General features: G+C 67.3%; 13 protein-coding genes. 11 read left to right on the top strand and 2 right to left on the bottom strand.

Features of this window, described 5'->3' with window-relative positions; translation table 11 throughout:
* Positions 1-79: 79 nt before the first annotated feature.
* A complete protein-coding gene (locus ACLQ7E_RS08420) occupies positions 80-706 on the top strand; it encodes a dihydrofolate reductase family protein (RefSeq protein ID WP_411732130.1) in 627 nt (208 codons plus the stop codon).
* Positions 707-944: 238 nt separating this feature from the next.
* Here the strand turns inward: ACLQ7E_RS08420 and ACLQ7E_RS08415 are convergent, their stop codons facing one another.
* Positions 945-1,310, bottom strand: a complete 366-nt coding sequence (locus ACLQ7E_RS08415) for a hypothetical protein (protein WP_411732129.1) — start codon at positions 1,308-1,310, stop codon at positions 945-947.
* A gap of 225 nt (positions 1,311-1,535) precedes the next feature.
* On the opposite strand from ACLQ7E_RS08415, the gene ACLQ7E_RS08410 reads away from it, so the two are divergent.
* From ACLQ7E_RS08410 to ACLQ7E_RS08385, 6 genes are all read left to right on the top strand, one after another.
* A complete protein-coding gene (locus tag ACLQ7E_RS08410; RefSeq protein ID WP_411732128.1) occupies positions 1,536-3,170 on the top strand; it encodes an ABC transporter substrate-binding protein in 1,635 nt (544 codons plus the stop codon).
* A 133-nt stretch (positions 3,171-3,303) separates the two neighbouring features.
* Positions 3,304-4,389, top strand: a complete 1,086-nt coding sequence (locus ACLQ7E_RS08405; protein WP_411732207.1) for an ABC transporter permease — start codon at positions 3,304-3,306, stop codon at positions 4,387-4,389.
* 2 nt (positions 4,390-4,391) lie between these two features.
* A complete protein-coding gene (locus ACLQ7E_RS08400; RefSeq protein WP_411732127.1) occupies positions 4,392-5,366 on the top strand; it encodes an ABC transporter permease in 975 nt (324 codons plus the stop codon).
* Entirely contained in the window at positions 5,363-7,045 is a 1,683-nt protein-coding gene (locus ACLQ7E_RS08395; RefSeq protein WP_411732126.1) for a dipeptide ABC transporter ATP-binding protein, read from the top strand. The genes ACLQ7E_RS08400 and ACLQ7E_RS08395 overlap by 4 nt, the downstream gene beginning before the upstream one ends.
* Before the next feature lie 187 nt (positions 7,046-7,232).
* Entirely contained in the window at positions 7,233-7,625 is a 393-nt protein-coding gene (locus ACLQ7E_RS08390; RefSeq protein ID WP_411732125.1) for a chorismate mutase, read from the top strand.
* Positions 7,626-7,637: 12 nt separating this feature from the next.
* Entirely contained in the window at positions 7,638-8,693 is a 1,056-nt protein-coding gene (locus ACLQ7E_RS08385) for a hypothetical protein (RefSeq protein WP_411732124.1), read from the top strand.
* Here the strand turns inward: ACLQ7E_RS08385 and ACLQ7E_RS08380 are convergent.
* Positions 8,690-9,862, bottom strand: a complete 1,173-nt coding sequence (locus ACLQ7E_RS08380) for a hypothetical protein (RefSeq protein WP_411732123.1) — start codon at positions 9,860-9,862, stop codon at positions 8,690-8,692. The two genes, ACLQ7E_RS08385 and ACLQ7E_RS08380, sit on opposite strands and share 4 nt — an antisense overlap.
* Before the next feature lie 220 nt (positions 9,863-10,082).
* On the opposite strand from ACLQ7E_RS08380, the gene mtrA reads away from it, so the two are divergent.
* The 4 genes from mtrA to ACLQ7E_RS08360 all read left to right on the top strand — a co-directional run bounded on the left by mtrA (position 10,083) and on the right by ACLQ7E_RS08360 (position 15,262).
* Positions 10,083-10,760: an MtrAB system response regulator MtrA gene (gene mtrA / locus ACLQ7E_RS08375; protein WP_411732122.1), complete on the top strand. Its 678-nt coding sequence runs from the start codon at positions 10,083-10,085 to the stop codon at positions 10,758-10,760.
* A gap of 20 nt (positions 10,761-10,780) precedes the next feature.
* Positions 10,781-12,592 (top strand): MtrAB system histidine kinase MtrB, encoded by a 1,812-nt coding sequence (gene mtrB, locus ACLQ7E_RS08370; protein ID WP_411732121.1) that lies wholly within the window; start codon positions 10,781-10,783, stop codon positions 12,590-12,592.
* Positions 12,585-14,300: an LpqB family beta-propeller domain-containing protein gene (locus tag ACLQ7E_RS08365; protein ID WP_411732120.1), complete on the top strand. Its 1,716-nt coding sequence runs from the start codon at positions 12,585-12,587 to the stop codon at positions 14,298-14,300. Before mtrB ends, ACLQ7E_RS08365 begins: the two co-directional genes overlap by 8 nt.
* Before the next feature lie 80 nt (positions 14,301-14,380).
* Positions 14,381-15,262 (top strand): ComF family protein, encoded by an 882-nt coding sequence (locus ACLQ7E_RS08360; RefSeq protein WP_411732119.1) that lies wholly within the window; start codon positions 14,381-14,383, stop codon positions 15,260-15,262.
* The last annotated feature ends 69 nt before the right edge of the window (positions 15,263-15,331 follow it).

Raw genomic sequence — 15,331 nt, 5'->3', positions numbered from 1 at the left:
TTGAACCGGGGTACCGGTCCGATACTGGCTGCAGAGGTGGTCCGGAAGAGTGCAACGGGAGTAATGAGGAGCTGGCGACATGGGAGAGCTGCACGTCAACATGAACATCACGCTCGACGGCGTGATCCAGGCCAACGGAGGCCCGAACGAACAAGACGGGGACTTCGAGTACGCCGGGTGGGAGGAACCATATGGTGACCAGGAGTCCTACGAACAGCTGGTCACTGACGTCCAAGGATCCGACGCACTGCTGCTTGGGCACACCACGTACGACATCTTCCGCAGCTACTGGCCGAGCGCGTCCGACGAGCTCGCACGCGTTTTCAACAAGGTGCCCAAGTACGTCGCGTCCCGCGGAGCACCCGCGCTGACGTGGGATGCCAGCACGCAGATCACCGACGCCGCCACGGAGGTTCGTGACCTGCACCGGCAGCATGAGCAGATCCACATCTGGGGGAGCGCGAACCTGCTGCAGACCCTGTTTAGAGAAGGTCTGGTCGACCGGGTGAATCTGTGGGTGTGTCCGGTCGTGATCGGGGAAGGAAAGAAACTCTTTCCCGACGGAACGGCTCCAACGCGCTTCGAGTTGGTGGAGCCGCCGAAAGTGTTTAGTGCTGGTGCGATGCTGGTTCGCTACCGGCGACTTGACGGACTTCCACAGACGGGGAACAGTGCCGAAACCGTCCGCTCCGAGGCTGACGGCTGAGTTCCAGTGGCCGGAATCCGTGGTCGGACCAGAGGCCGCCCGAACGGCTGCGAACGTGATCGGGGACATCCGCTGCCGTCGGACTTGGGCATTCGGCGTAGGAAGCGACTTCAGTTCATGGCACCACTATCTGCGGGACGTTGTTTCATCCCCGTGTCGCATCCCACACGCAAACGTCCCGCCTTCCGGCCGCAGGATGCGTTCGGAAGGCGGGACGTGGGAATGCAATAGGTGGCGGTTAGGCCTTTGCCTCGTCGACGATTCCGTAGAGGCGTGTGGTGATGTCCGGGTACTCCAGGCGCGTCTTGCCCGCCTCGAGCCGGGGCAGCTGAGCCGGGCCGTGCTCGGCGCAGTGCACGAAGTCGAATTCCGGCCACCACTTCTTGGGCCGCTCGGCCTCGGTGAACCCGCAAACGGCGCAGGTCAGGTGCACCCACACGGGTCGCTTGCCGGTGCGGTTGGCGCGTGACTGGATCAGCCAGGCCGGGGGATTGGCGTTCATTTCGGCGAACGCGGCCTCGCTCAGGCGCGGCGGGATGCCGTGCCGCTTGGCCATTTCCATGGGGATATCCAACGCAATCGCAGCGTCTCTTCGTGTCATCATCGTGCTTAACCCTAGGCCACTTCGCCGGGGCGCGAGGACGGACGGGCATGGTGAGCAGGGGGCGGGGACGCCACGGGGCCGAATCAAACGGACACTTGGTTGCATTTCCATTTCAATTCGGTCCAATGCCACAGGTGATGGCGCTTAGTGACGGCGATCACCTAGGATGTATGAAGCATGTGTTTTTTATCACCACACGTGCTCGCTGACAGAAAAGGAATGCTCATGTCCCGAAAAAAGAACGGGATGCGCCTCGCCGCAGCCGTTATCGGCATCTCCGCCCTGGCGCTGACCGGTTGCACCGGCCCGGCCTCAACCCCCAACGCCGGAACCGGGGGCACAACTCCCGCCGGCGGCCCAATCACCGTGGGAACCACGGACAAGGTCACCTCGCTCGACCCGGCCGGCTCCTATGACAACGCCTCGCTCATGGTCATGACCCAGGTCTTCCCGTTCCTTCTTAACTCCGGACCGGGCTCGGCGGTCCCGGAAAACGACATTGCCGAATCGGCCGAGTTCACCACGCCAACCGAGTACACCGTCAAGCTCAAGCCCGACTTGAAGTGGGCCAACGGCACGGTCCTGGACTCCAAGGACGTCAAATTCTCCTTCGACCGCCAGGTGAAGATCGCCGACCCGAACGGACCGTCGGCCCTGCTGGGAAACCTGGACAGCGTCACGGCCCCGGATGCCACCACCATCGTGTTCAAGCTCAAGAGCGGCAACGACCAGACCTTCCCGCAGGTACTCACCAGCTCCGTCGGGCCGATCGTTGACGACGAGGTATTTCCCGCCGACAAGCTTCTCCCCGACGATGACATCGTTGCCGCCAAGGCCTTCCATGGACCGTACACGATCGAAAGCTACGCCAAGAACTCGCTGGTTTCTTTCAAGCCGTACGCAGATTACAAGGGAATGCTCGGCACTCCGGCGAACAGCGCGGCCACCATCAAGTACTACGCGGATTCAAACAACCTAAAGCTCGACGTGCAGCAAGGAAACGTCGACGTCGCCTTCCGTGCGCTTTCATCCACGGATGTCGAAGACCTGAGCAAGGACCCCAAGGTCAAGGTCCACACGGGACCGGGCGGCGAGTTGCGCTACATCGTCTTCAACTTCAACAGCATGCCGTTCGGGGCCAAGACCAATGACGCCGATGCGGCCAAGGCGCTGGCCGTCCGCCAGGCGGCAGCAAACCTCGTGGACCGCGAGGCGATTGCCACCAGTGTCTACAAGGGCACCTACCTGCCGGCGTACTCCTTCGTTCCGCAAGGCTTTACAGGAGCCATCGAACCCCTCAAGGAGATGTACGGGCAGGACGGAAAGCCGTCGCTGGACAAGGCCAAGGCAGTCCTCGAGGCAGCCGGAGTGAGCACCCCGATCGACCTAAAGCTGCAATACAACGGGGACCACTACGGCCCGAGCTCGGGCGATGAATACGCGTTGGTCAAGAAGCAGTTGGAAACCGGAGGCCTGTTCAAGGTCGACTTGAAGTCCACCGAGTGGGTTGCGTACCAGAAGGCGCGCATCGCCGACTACCCGGCCTACCAGCTGGGATGGTACCCGGACTTCTCGGATGCCGACACCTACCTTTCCCCGTTCTTCGTCAAGAAGAACTTCTTGAGCAACGGCTACGACAACGAGGAAGTTGCCTCACTGATCGCCCAGCAGCGCGTGGAAACCGACGAGGCGAAGCGCACGGCCACGATCGAGGATATCCAGAGGAAGGTCGCCGTCGACCTCTCCACCATCCCACTGCTGCAGGGTGCCCAGGTTGCCGTTGCGGGAGCCGACGTCAAGGGCGTCGAGACGACCCTAGACGCTTCCTTCAAGTTCCGTCTGGGTGTCATTTCCAAGTAGGCATCCAACCTCGGCGGGCTCCGCCGACGCCCCGGCCCCGGTTCCCCTCCAGCGGAGGGTAACCGGGGCGGGCCATGTCGGGGCCCGCCGCCCACCGCCCCAACCTAGCTAGGACGCACCATCAATGGCCATCATGACCGACCTCGCCGAAGCCGCGTCGCCACCACCGACGCCGGCCGCAACGGCAACCAAGACGGGAGGCAGCTTTGTACGTTACCTCGTCACCCGCTTCCTGTTGATTTTCCCCACCATCTTCATCCTGGTGACGCTCGTGTTCTTCCTCATGCGCGTCACCGGCGACCCGATCACCGCAGCCCTTGGTGGCCGGCTTACCCCAGATGAGCTGGCCCAACGCATCGCCACCGCAGGTTACGACAGGCCCGTCATCGTCCAGTACCTCGAATATCTCGGACAGGTCTTCACCGGCAATTTCGGCCGGACCCTCACGGACAACCGTGCGGTTTCCGAGGTGCTGGCCACGTACGGATCGGCCACCGCCGAGTTGGCGTTCAACTCCCTGGTCATCGCACTGCTGATCGGCATCCCCTTCGGCCTGCTTGCCGCAAAGCTCCGCGACCGCTGGCCCGATGCCATCCTGCGCGTCTTCGCCATCCTCTGCTACGCCACCCCGGTGTTTTTCGCCGGGCTGCTGCTCAAGCTCGTTTTCGGCGTGTGGCTCGGCTGGCTGCCCATTGCCGGGCGGGCCGGCATCAATGCCGAACTCGCCCTGACCTCGCTGCAGAACCCCAGCGGCATCTTCCTGCTTGACGCGCTGCGCTCGGGGAACCTGGCCGCGGCGGGAGATGTCGTCGAGCACGCGATCCTGCCGGCCATCGCCCTTGGCCTGCTCACCGCCGGGGTCTTCCTGCGCCTGGTGCGCACCAACGTCATCGGCACCCTGGGCCGCGACTACGTGGAGGCAGGCCGCTCCCGCGGCGTCTCCGAATACCGGCTCCTGACCAAGCACGCCTACCGCCCGGCGTTGATTCCGATCATCACCGTGATGGGCCTGCAGATCGCCTTGCTTCTGGGCGGCGCGGTGCTCACCGAGACCACCTTCGAATGGAAGGGGCTGGGCTTCATGTTGGCCGAATACCTCACGGCCCGCGATTTCGTGGCCGTGCAGGGCATCGTGGTGCTGCTGGCGGTCATCGTTGCGGTCACCAACTTCATCGTGGACATCATTGCCGCGCTCATCGATCCCCGAGTGAGGTTCTAGCCATGGGCACAACAACCCCTACGGCCATCGGGGCCAAAAAGCCGCTGTGGACGCGGCTGCCGATCGTTTCCCACTACCGGATGAGCGCGGGGCTCCAGCGGGGGATGCTGGTGGCGGGACTGGTGCTGACCGTCGCCTTCCTGCTCACCGCCCTTCTCGCCCCGGTCCTGGCACCCTTCGGGTTCGCGCAACTTTCCGACGCGCAGGGCAATTTCCCCACCCAGGACCCCCCGGGAGAAAAATTCCTGTGGGGCACCACCGTAGGCGGATTCGACGTGTATTCGCGCACACTCTGGGGCGCCCAGACTGCCTTGGGCGTCATCGTCGTGGCTGTGGTCTTCTCGATCTTCATCGGCGTCGCATTGGGCCTTGTCTCCGGTTACATCGGCGGTTGGTTGGACCGCGTGCTGGTGGTGCTGGCCGACGCCATCTACGCCTTCCCCTCGCTGCTGCTGGCCATTGTGATGTCGATCGTGATCTCCCAAGGGCAATCGAGCCTGTGGGGCGGCATCATGGCGGCTGCCATCTCCATCACCGTGGTATTCATCCCGCAGTACTTCCGCGTCATCCGCGCCGAAACCGTGCGGCTGAAGGCCGAGCCCTTCGTCGAGTCGGCCAAGGTCGTCGGCGCCTCCAACGTGCGGATCATGTCCCGCCACATCTTCCGCAACGCGACCCGCACGCTGCCGCTGATCTTCACACTCAACGCCTCCGAGGCCTTGCTGACGATGGCCGGTCTGGGCTTCCTGGGCTTCGGCATCGAACCCACCGCGGCCGCAGAATGGGGCTTTGACCTGAACCGGGCGCTCGCGGACGCCACCAGCGGCATCTGGTGGACCGGCGTCTTCCCGGGCGCGGCCATCGTGCTTACGGTGCTCGGGCTGACCTTGGTCGGCGAATCCATGAACGACCTGGCCGATCCGCGCCTGCGGATACGCCGAAAAGCAAAGCGTCGCGGCGGAAAGGCCACAGCATGAACGCACACCGCAGGGACGTGATCGGCCGCGCCGAGGGCACCGTCCTGGAAATCAAGGACCTCGAGGTCACCTTCACCACCGACGCCGGGGAGGTCCCGGCGGTGCGCGGGGTCGGCTTCGAGGTCGCCGCCGGGGAGGTCGTCGCGGTCGTCGGCGAATCCGGCTCCGGCAAGTCGGTGACCGCCCGCACCATCCTGGGGCTGCTCGCAGAGACCGCCGTGGCCCGCGGGGCGGTGGTGCTCAAGGGCAGCAACATGCTCACCCTGGGCGCCCGCGAACTGCGCGCCGTGCGCGGGGACGAGGTCGCCATGGTGTTCCAGGAACCCTCCACCGCCCTGAACCCGGTGTACACCGTGGGCTGGCAAATCGCCGAGGGCATCCGCGCCCACGGCAAGGTCGGGAGGAAGGAAGCCAAGGCCCGCACCATCGAGGTGCTGCGCAAGGTCGGCATCCCGGAACCCGAGAAGCGGGTGAATTACTACCCGCACCAGTTCTCCGGTGGGCAGAAGCAGCGCGTCATCATCGCCGCGGCCCTGGCCCTGAACCCGGCGCTGATCGTGGCCGACGAGCCGACGACGGCGCTGGATGTCACGGTGCAGGCCGAGATCCTGGAGCTGCTGCGCGAGGTGCGCGACGACTTCAACACCGGGATCGTGCTGATCACCCACAACATGGGCGTGGTCGCCGACCTGGCAGACCGGGTGGTGGTGATGTACCAGGGGAAGATCGTGGAGAGCGCGCCGAGCGCCGAGCTCTTTGCCGCTCCGCGCGAGGACTACACCAAGGCGCTGCTGGCGGCGGTGCCGCACCTGGGCCGGCACTCGGCCTCCGCCGGGATGACCGAACGCTCCGGCCAGGACAAGGAGGTGCTGGTCCAGGCGAGAAACCTGTCCATCGTCTACCCGGGTCGCATGGGAACACCCTCGTTCACCGCGGTGGACGATGTCTCCCTGCAGATCTGCGCCGGTGAGGTCTACGGACTGGTGGGTGAATCGGGGTCCGGGAAGACCACCATCGGCCGGGCCATCGCCGGGCTGAACAAGGTCAGCTCCGGTTCGCTGAAGGTCCTGGGCTACGAGATGCTCGATTTCAAGGAACGCACCTTCAAGAAGCTGCGCCAGGACATCGGGTTCGTGTTCCAGGACCCGGCTGCCAGCTTCAACCCGCAGTTGAGCATCGGCGAATGCGTCGCCGAGCCGCTCTTCGTGCACAAGGCGCTGGATGCCCGGGCCGCCCGCAAGCGGGTCGACGAGCTGCTCGAGGCGGTGCAGCTGCCCAAGGAGTTTGCCGCCCGCTTCCCGCACGAGCTCTCCGGCGGACAACGCCAACGCGCCTCGCTGGCCAGGGCGCTGGCCCTTGACCCGAAGCTGCTGATCGCCGACGAACCGACCAGCGCGCTGGATGTCTCGGTGCAGGCCAAGGTGCTGGAGCTGTTCAAGGAGCTGCAGGCCGAGCTGGGCTTCGCGGCCCTGTTCATCTCCCACGACCTGGCAGTGGTCGACATGCTTTCGACCTGGGTGGGGGTGCTGTACCGCGGCAAGCTCGTCGAGGAGGGCATCGGCAACCAGGTCATGGGCGACCCGCACCACCCGTACACCCGCAGGCTCATCGCCTCGCTGCCGGTCCCGGATCCGGTGGAGCAGGCGATCCGCCGCGAGGCCTTCCTGAGGGCCGGGTGACGATGGCCCCGCCGCCGGCGGGGCCTCTGGGGGGTGATCCACCGCGGTGGGCCGCCCCCCGTTGCCTTCGCCCGATGCTGCGGCGGGGGACTGGCCGGGGTGGAACATATCAGCCCAAAGCTGATTGGCGGGCGGCCCGCGCGTCACGGTTGGGCGCAATGTAGCGGGCAACCCTAGACTTGAAAGCATGAGCCAACAGAAGAACCCGCAGGCCGCGGACAACGCAGAGACCGGCGCCTACGACCCCGCTGCCAGCTCCCTGGCCGACACGGTCCAGGACGAGGTCATGGCCGAATTGCTGTCCATCCGCAGCAGCATCGACAACTTCGACGCCACCCTGGTCTACCTCTTGGCAGAACGCTTCAAGGCCACCCAGCGGGTGGGCCACCTCAAGGCCGTACACGCGCTGCCGCCGAGCGACCCGGGACGGGAAAAGGCGCAGATCGAGCGCCTGCGCCGGCTGGCCCAGGAGGCACACCTTGACCCGGAGTTCGCCGAGAAATTCATGAACTTCATCATTTCCGAGGTCATCAGGCACCACAACAACATTTCCGCAACGCACGCCGAGTCCGGAAACTAGTTGATGCCCCCGATGGACCAAGATATTCTCCGGGAACCTGCCGAGCGCCAGGTCCGGGCCAGCGCGCACGGCCCCATGCCAGGCACCGACCCGATGGAATCGCTGCTGGTGATCCGCGGCGAGATCGGTGCACCGAACCTGCCGCACCTGCACCAGCTTCCCGCCCGTGGCATCGGTTCGGACCCGATCGGCCGCGGCGCGCAGCTGCTCGAGGACCTGGCCGTCGACCTGCAGCCGCACGGCTGGCGGCTGGCCGCCGCGCCCGGCATCGATGCCAGGCGCGCCGCCTCGGCGCTGCGCACCGACATGAACGTGCTGGCGGATGCCATCGGAGCCGAGGAAAAACCCGGCACCGAGCTGAAGATCCAGTTCCCGGGCCCGGCCACGATGGCCGCCAACCTGCACCTGCACCACGGTGAACGCGCCGTGTCCGACCACGGGGCGCGCCGCGACCTGGCCCAGTCCCTGGCCCTGGGCGCGGTGCGGCACCTGCAGACCCTGGCCCGGACCACCGGAGCCCAACAAATCACCGTCTACATCGACGAGCCGGACGCCGGCTCGGTGCTCAACGGGACGCTGCCCACCTCCAGCGGCTACCGCACGCTGCGTTCGGTCCCCGCCGCAGAGCTTCGCGGCTGGTGGAGCGAACTTGTCGACGGGCTGCACGGGGCGGGTGCCGCCGAGGTCGTCATCGGCGCCGACGCCGAGCCCGGGACCTGGACGACGCTTGCCGCCACGGCACTGGAGGCCGGCGCCGACGGGCTGGGCGCCAACGCCGCCTCGCTCACCGTGCCGGGCTGGGAACTGGTGGCAGCCGCAGTGGAATCGGGCAGCCGCTTCTGGCTGGGCTGCGTGGACCCGGAATCGAAGCCGCCCGGCGTCGTCGAGGCGGTCAACGCGATCCGTCGGCCCTGGCGCCAGCTCGGCCTGCCCGATGCGGCCCTGGGCGCACTGGTGCTGAGCCCCACCGCGGGGCTTGGGGAGCTGTCCCCGGCGAAGGCCACCGCAGTGCTCGGGCGCCTGGCCGCCTATGCGGAGGCGCTGAACCAGGTCCGCGTCGACGGCTAGGTGCCTGTTGCTGCCGCACCCGGCGCCCCGTATCCGGGGATCGGATGGCTGCTCCCGGGGTGCAACGCCTCGGTGGCGAGCGCCAGGTCCAGGCGTTCGCGGCGGATCCGCAGGTCCACCTGCAACATGGTGAGCATCAGCTGGGTCAGCACCATGCCCAGCGCGCCGATGAGGGTATTGAGCACGATGCCGAGGAACACCAGGGCATCGGGGTCAGCCGCGGCGCCGAAGAGCTGGCCGCCGAGCACCGCGGCCAGCTGCGAGAGAATCCCTCCGATGATGCCGAGCACCACCGCCATCACCAGCAGGAGCCCCAGGACCCGCCACCAGGATCCCAGGGTCAGCGACCACGAAGAGCGCACCGCCCGCTTGATCCCCGGCGGCCGGGTGACCAGCAGCGTGGGGACCAGACAGATCCGGATGGCGATCCACAGGTACAGCGGCGCCAGCACCAGGAACATGCCAAACACCGCGAGCGCCGCCACCGCGATGCCAACCGCGCTGGCAAGCAGCAGCGCAACCGCCACCAGGACGGCGACGAGAACCATGCCCGCGACACCGAGCAGCACATTCCACAGGGCGATGCGCAGCATCCCGCCGCGCGCCAGTGCCAGTCCCTGGCCCCAGCCGGTCGGCAGCCCGAGCACCGCTCGCATTCCCGCGACCGTGGCGGGTCCCACGACCAGCACATTGGCCAGCAGCTGCACGATCAGCACGGCCGCGGCGGCGCCCGCATAGGCCGGCCAGGGGTGGGGGAATGCCTCCGCCCACAGGACAGGTCCAAGCGTGGCGGCGTCCGGGGCGGACGCGAAGTCCTCCAGGGCGCGTTCCAGGGCAACGATCGAGATATCCAACCACTGCACCAGCAACAGCAAAACCAGGGCCGGCACCAATTGGGCGAGCACCGCGTTGGCGACGGTGGCCAGCGGGGCGCGACGCACCACCGCGAAGATGGCATCGAGCAGGTCGGCGAAGCCCAGGGGCCGCAATTCCACCACGCCGGGCTTGGGCGCCGGCCACCAGCTAGATGGACCGGGTTGCGGGGCCGGGCTCTGGGGTCCGCCGCCGCCCGGCGGCTGGTTCCACCCGGGCGGGGGCTGGCCCCAGCCTCCCGGAGTGCCTGAGGGGTCCTCGGGACCCGGCGCCGGTGAATCTCCGTGTGTACTCATCGCATCCCGCTCTCCCTCGCGTCCCCGCCAGTGGCACAGGGATCCGGAACCAGGCGCCGGACCCTTGGGTTGGCTCCAGTCTAGCGCCGAGGCAAACGAGGTGAATGGTGAGGTGGATTGCCGTTTCCGCGGCGATTTGCCCGGCTTGCTCATGTACTCTTGAGGTATCCGGGCGCGTGGTCATCTCAGCGCCCAGCGCAGGGCTACGGAAGGGCAGATTATGAAGGCACGCATCCTGGTTGTCGACGACGACGAGGCGCTGGCCGAAATGATCGGCATCGTGTTGCAGAACGACGGCTTCGAGGCCGTGTTCTGCTACGACGGTGCCAAGGCATTGGGTGTTTTCCGCGAGGTCAAGCCCGATCTGGTGCTTCTTGACCTGATGCTTCCGGGGCTTGACGGCATCGAGGTCTGCAAGCTCATCCGCGCCGAGGACGACGTCCCCATCGTCATGCTGACCGCCAAGTCGGACACCGCCGACGTGGTCCGCGGCCTGGAATCCGGCGCCGACGACTACGTCCCCAAGCCATTCAAGCCCGCCGAACTCGTCGCCCGCGTGCGTGCCCGGCTGCGCCCCGGCGAACAGCATGCCCCCGAGACCCTGAAGATCGGGGACCTGAGCATCGACGTCGCCGGCCACCGGGTCACCCGCGCCGGGGAGCCCATCGGGCTGACCCCGCTGGAATTCGACCTGCTGGTCGCCCTGGCCCGCAAGCCGTGGCAGGTGTTCACCCGCGAGCAGCTGCTTGAGCAGGTGTGGGGCTACCGCCATGCCGCGGACACCCGCCTGGTCAACGTGCATGTGCAGCGCCTGCGCTCGAAGGTTGAGCTGGACCCCGAAAACCCGGGCGTCGTGCTGACCGTCCGCGGCGTGGGATACAAGGCGGGGCAGGCCTGAGCCAGGAGATGACGGGAAGCATGGACACCGTCGAGCCGGCCCGGGCCGAACCCGCAACCCCGGCGCACCATCCCCGGACGTCCCCCTGGCACCGCCGTACGCTGGCGGCCCTGGTGCGCACGCGCAACACCTTGCGTTCGCGCTGGACCCGCTCGCTGCTTTTCCGCACGGTCACCTCCGCGGTGCTCCTCACCGCCCTGGCCTTGCTGGGTGCCGGTGCGTTCCTGTCCAACCAGATCGCCACCGGCCTGTTCCAGGAACGCTTCAACCAGGTCGAATCCGAGTCACTGCGCGGGCTGAACCAGGTGCGCGCCATCTTCGACTCGGCCGCCACCACCGACCGCTCCAGCACGCATTCGCTGGTGACCAGCACCCTGAAGATCCTCGAGGGCGACACCGCCCTGGTGCCGCGCGACTTCGTGCTGGTCCCGCTGCCGGGCGCCGACAACCTGTACGTCGGCCCCACCGCCAGCGGCAACCTGACCTCGCGCATCGTCCCGGAGGCGCTGGCCGCCCAGATCCAGGAGTCCAACGCCACCTACTGGCAGTCCATCGAGGTCAACACCGGGGCCAGCGCCGGGCCGGGCCTGATCTTCGGCACCAAGGTGACCTTGCCGCCGGGGCGCGAATACGGCCTCTACCTGGTCTACGACCTGACCAGCGTGCAAAAGACCCTCGACTTCATCAACCGGGCCATGGGCCTGGTCGGCGGGCTGCTGCTGCTGGTCGTCGGCGGCATCACCTGGTACGTGACCCGTGCCGTGGTCCGTCCCGTGGCGGCCGCCGCGCAGGTCTCGGAGAAGCTTGCCGCAGGTCAGCTTGAGGAACGCATGGTCGTCTCCGGGGAGGACGAGATCGCCCGGCTGGGCAACTCGTTCAACCACATGGCGGCGTCCCTGCAGGACCAGATCAACCAGCTTGCCATGCTCTCGCAGATGCAACAGCGCTTCGTCTCGGACGTCTCCCACGAGCTCCGCACGCCGCTGACCACCGTGCGGATGGCCGCAGAAGTGCTGCACGACGCGCGCGAGGACTTCGACCCGATCAACAAGCGAAGCGCCGAGCTGCTGTACAACCAGGTCGAGCGCTTCCAGATCCTGCTCAACGACCTGCTGGAGGTCTCCCGCTTCGACGCCGGGGTGGCGGTGCTCGATGCCGAGCCCAACGACCTGGTCACGGTGGCCCGGCGCGTGATCGACGCGGCCACCCCGCACGCCGACGCCATGGGCTCGGTGCTGCGCCTGGGCACCCCGTCCGGGGGAGCCGTGGCGGAAATGGATGCGCGCCGCATCGAACGCGTGGTGCGCAACCTGGTCATGAACGCCGTGGAACACGGCGAGGGCAACCCGATCGACATCACCGTGGCGGGGAACCAGAACGCGGTGGCGATCACCGTGCGCGACCGCGGCATCGGCATGAGCCCGGATTCCGCCGGCCGGGTCTTTGACCGTTTCTGGCGGGCGGACCCCGCCCGCGCACGCACCACCGGCGGCTCGGGCCTCGGCCTGTCCATCGCGATGGAAGACACCCGGCTGCACGAGGGCAGGCTCGAGGCCTGGGGTGAGCGCGGCGTCGGATCCTGTTTCCGGCTGACGCTGCCGCGGATCCTGGGCAACCAGATCGTTGCCTCGCCGCTGCCGCTGGAACCGATCGTGCTGGCCGACGCGGTGCTGGATGGCGGCATGGTCGTCTCCTTCCCGCTGACCGGGGAGATCCCGGCCATCGGCTTCAAGCCCGCCCCGCCGCTGATCCCCGAGGAATCCCCGGGCCCCGACGCACCCGCGCCCGGCACCCCGGCGCACACCCCAGGAAGGCACCACCTCCATGACTAGGAAACGCCCCATGCCCGCAAGGATGCTGGCGGTGCTCCTGGGAATCGTGCTGGTGCTCACCGGCTGCTCGGAGATCCCGCGCAACTCACCTGTCCAGTCCATCGCCCTGGACGGGAGCAACGCCGCGGAGAACGGCGACGTGCAGTTCACCGCCCCCGGGCCGAAGCCCGACATGAGTGCGCGGGAAATCGTCGAGGGCTTCATCCAGGCCGGCGTCGCGGCGCAGGACGACTACAAGGTCGCCCGCGACTACCTGAACCCGAAGCAGTCGGGCATCTGGAAGGGCTCGGTGCGGACCCTGGTCTACGACGACAGCCCCTCGGTGATTCCCGGGGCCAAGGCCAACAGCTACACCATCCAGTTGGAGGTCGTCTCCGAGATCGACGCGGCCGGCATCATGACCGAAATGCCGCCGCACACCACCCGGGCCCTTGACGTGTCCCTGGAGAAGGTCGACGGGCAATGGCGCATCTCCCAGCTGCCCGACGGCATCATGTTGGATACGGCCAACTTCACCCACCTCTTTGCCGCGCAGACCCTGTACTTCTACGACGTCAGCTTCCACTATGCCGTCCCCGACGTGCGCTGGTTCCCGACCCGCACGGGCGTCGCCGCAGCCGTGGTCGAGGCGCTGCTGGCAGGCCCGGCCGACTACCTGGAAAATGCGGTGGTCTCCGCCTTCCCGGGCGGAAGCGGCCTGGTCCGTTCCTCGGTGCCGATCGAGTCGCAGCGGGCCACCGTCGATTTGAGCTCGGCAACGTTCCTGGACTCCACCGAATTGTCGCGGCAGCAAATGCAGCAGCAGCTTGAATTGACCCTCGGCGGGTTGGGCAGCGTGCGTTCGGTGGTGATGACCGACGAGCAGTCCGAGGTCAAGGCAGGCCCGAAGGACCCTGAATTCGTGGTTGCGGAAATCAACCCCGCGGTGCCCGACACCCAGATCGGGGTCGTTGACCACGCGCTGTACTACCTCAAGGGCAAGTCCCTGCGGCTGGTGGGCGGCATCGGCGACATCGCCGGCTACCACCCGCGACTGCCCGCAATGAGCCCGCTGGGCAACCGCTATGCGTTCCTGGACGGGTCCCTCTCCACCCTCGTCGTCGTCGACGAGGACGGCAGCAGCTCCGTGGTCGCCACCGGCAAGGACCTGGTCCGGCCCTCCATGGACGCCCACGGGTGGACCTGGACCGTCGACAATTCCTCGACCACCAGGGTTCTGGCGGTGCCGGCGGACACCGCACTGAACGGCAAGGTCCGGCCGATCACCGCCGACTGGCTCGCCGACGCCAAGGTCAGCTCGCTGCGTGTCTCGCGCGACGGCACCCGGGCCCTGATCGTCTCGTCCAAGGACGGCGAAACGAGCGTGGCGATCAGCGGGATCCTGCGTGATGCCGACGGCGCCCCGCGCGGCTTCGCCCCGCCGAAGCCCATCTACCCCGAGGTCCCGGCCACCCATGCGGTCTGGAACTCCGATGTCTCGGTGATCGTCTCCTCCACGAGCACCACCGAAAAGGTCGCGGCCGAAGAGATCAGCCTGACAGGCACCCGGGTGAAATACCTGCCGTTGTTGGGCATGGTCGGCCTGTCCGCCGGACCCGGGGAACGCCGCCCGGTCTACGCCGAGACGAAGGACGACATCCACTCGCGCGTGGGCAACTCCTGGCACATCATGGAAGACATGGTGCGGGACCTGTCCTACCCGGGCTGAGCCATGCCCGGGCCGCGGTTCTCCACAGCCCGCCAGTGGCGGGATGCGCCGACGTGGCACGCGGGCACATGCTGGAGGGCATGAGAAACCGGGTTCGGCCCGATCCGGATGCCATCTACAAAAGGGCGGTTCCCGCCGGGGACACTCCTGCCCGGCACTGGCTCCGGCGCCTCGATGCATGGTGGGTGAACGGGGCCGCGTACGCCGTGCGCTCGGCGGTGCGTGGCACCGCGGCCCTGCTGCTGCCGGTGGATTGCGTCTGCTGCCGGCGTCCGGATGCGCCAGTGTGCGTGCGCTGCGCCAGGGCCCTGCGCACTGCGTGCCTCCATCCCCGGCGGGTCGAGCACCGGGCCGAGGCCCTGCCGCTGAACCAGCGCAACGAGCCCCTGCCCGTGGTTGCCGCCGGCGCCTACGATCACGAGCTGGCCGCCGTCATCCTCGCCTACAAGAACCACCAGATGCCGGGCCTGGCACGGATCCTGGTGCCGCCGCTGGCCCGTGCCGTGAAGTCCGCCATGGACACCTTGGCCGCGCCCGGGGTGCCGGTGGTGCTGGTGCCGGTGCCCACCAGGTTGCAGGCGCGGAACCGGCGCGGATATTTCCCGGTTGGCCTGTTGCTGGGAGGGCTGCGGCGGGCACGGGTGCTTCCCGGACGGATCCAGGTGGCCCGGCTGGTGCGCTACCGGGCAACGCGGCAATTCACCTCGGCCCAGAAGGGCAAGGGGCGACGCGCCCGGGGTGCGGTGAGAAATTCCATGTGCACAACCGGTAGGCGATCGCTGGCCCGCCTCGCCGCCCAAGGCGTCCAGGTCCTTCTCGTCGACGACGTGCTGACCACCGGCTCGACGCTGGCCGAGGCGCAACGCGCGCTGGCCGAGGCAGGGCTTCCGGTGTGCGGTGCCGTGGTGCTGGCCGCGACACCGGCCCCGGACGAAAAACGTCCTGTTCGCTCAACGCGATGAAGTAATAATCCGTACATCCTTGATTATTGTGGCATCTGTCATAGGGTGAGGTATGGGCACCCTTCAAGG

It is taken from the genome of Paeniglutamicibacter sp. (assembly GCF_046714615.1).
Lineage (GTDB): Bacteria > Actinomycetota > Actinomycetes > Actinomycetales > Micrococcaceae > Paeniglutamicibacter.
This window is presented reverse-complemented; position numbering and strand designations above follow the sequence as displayed.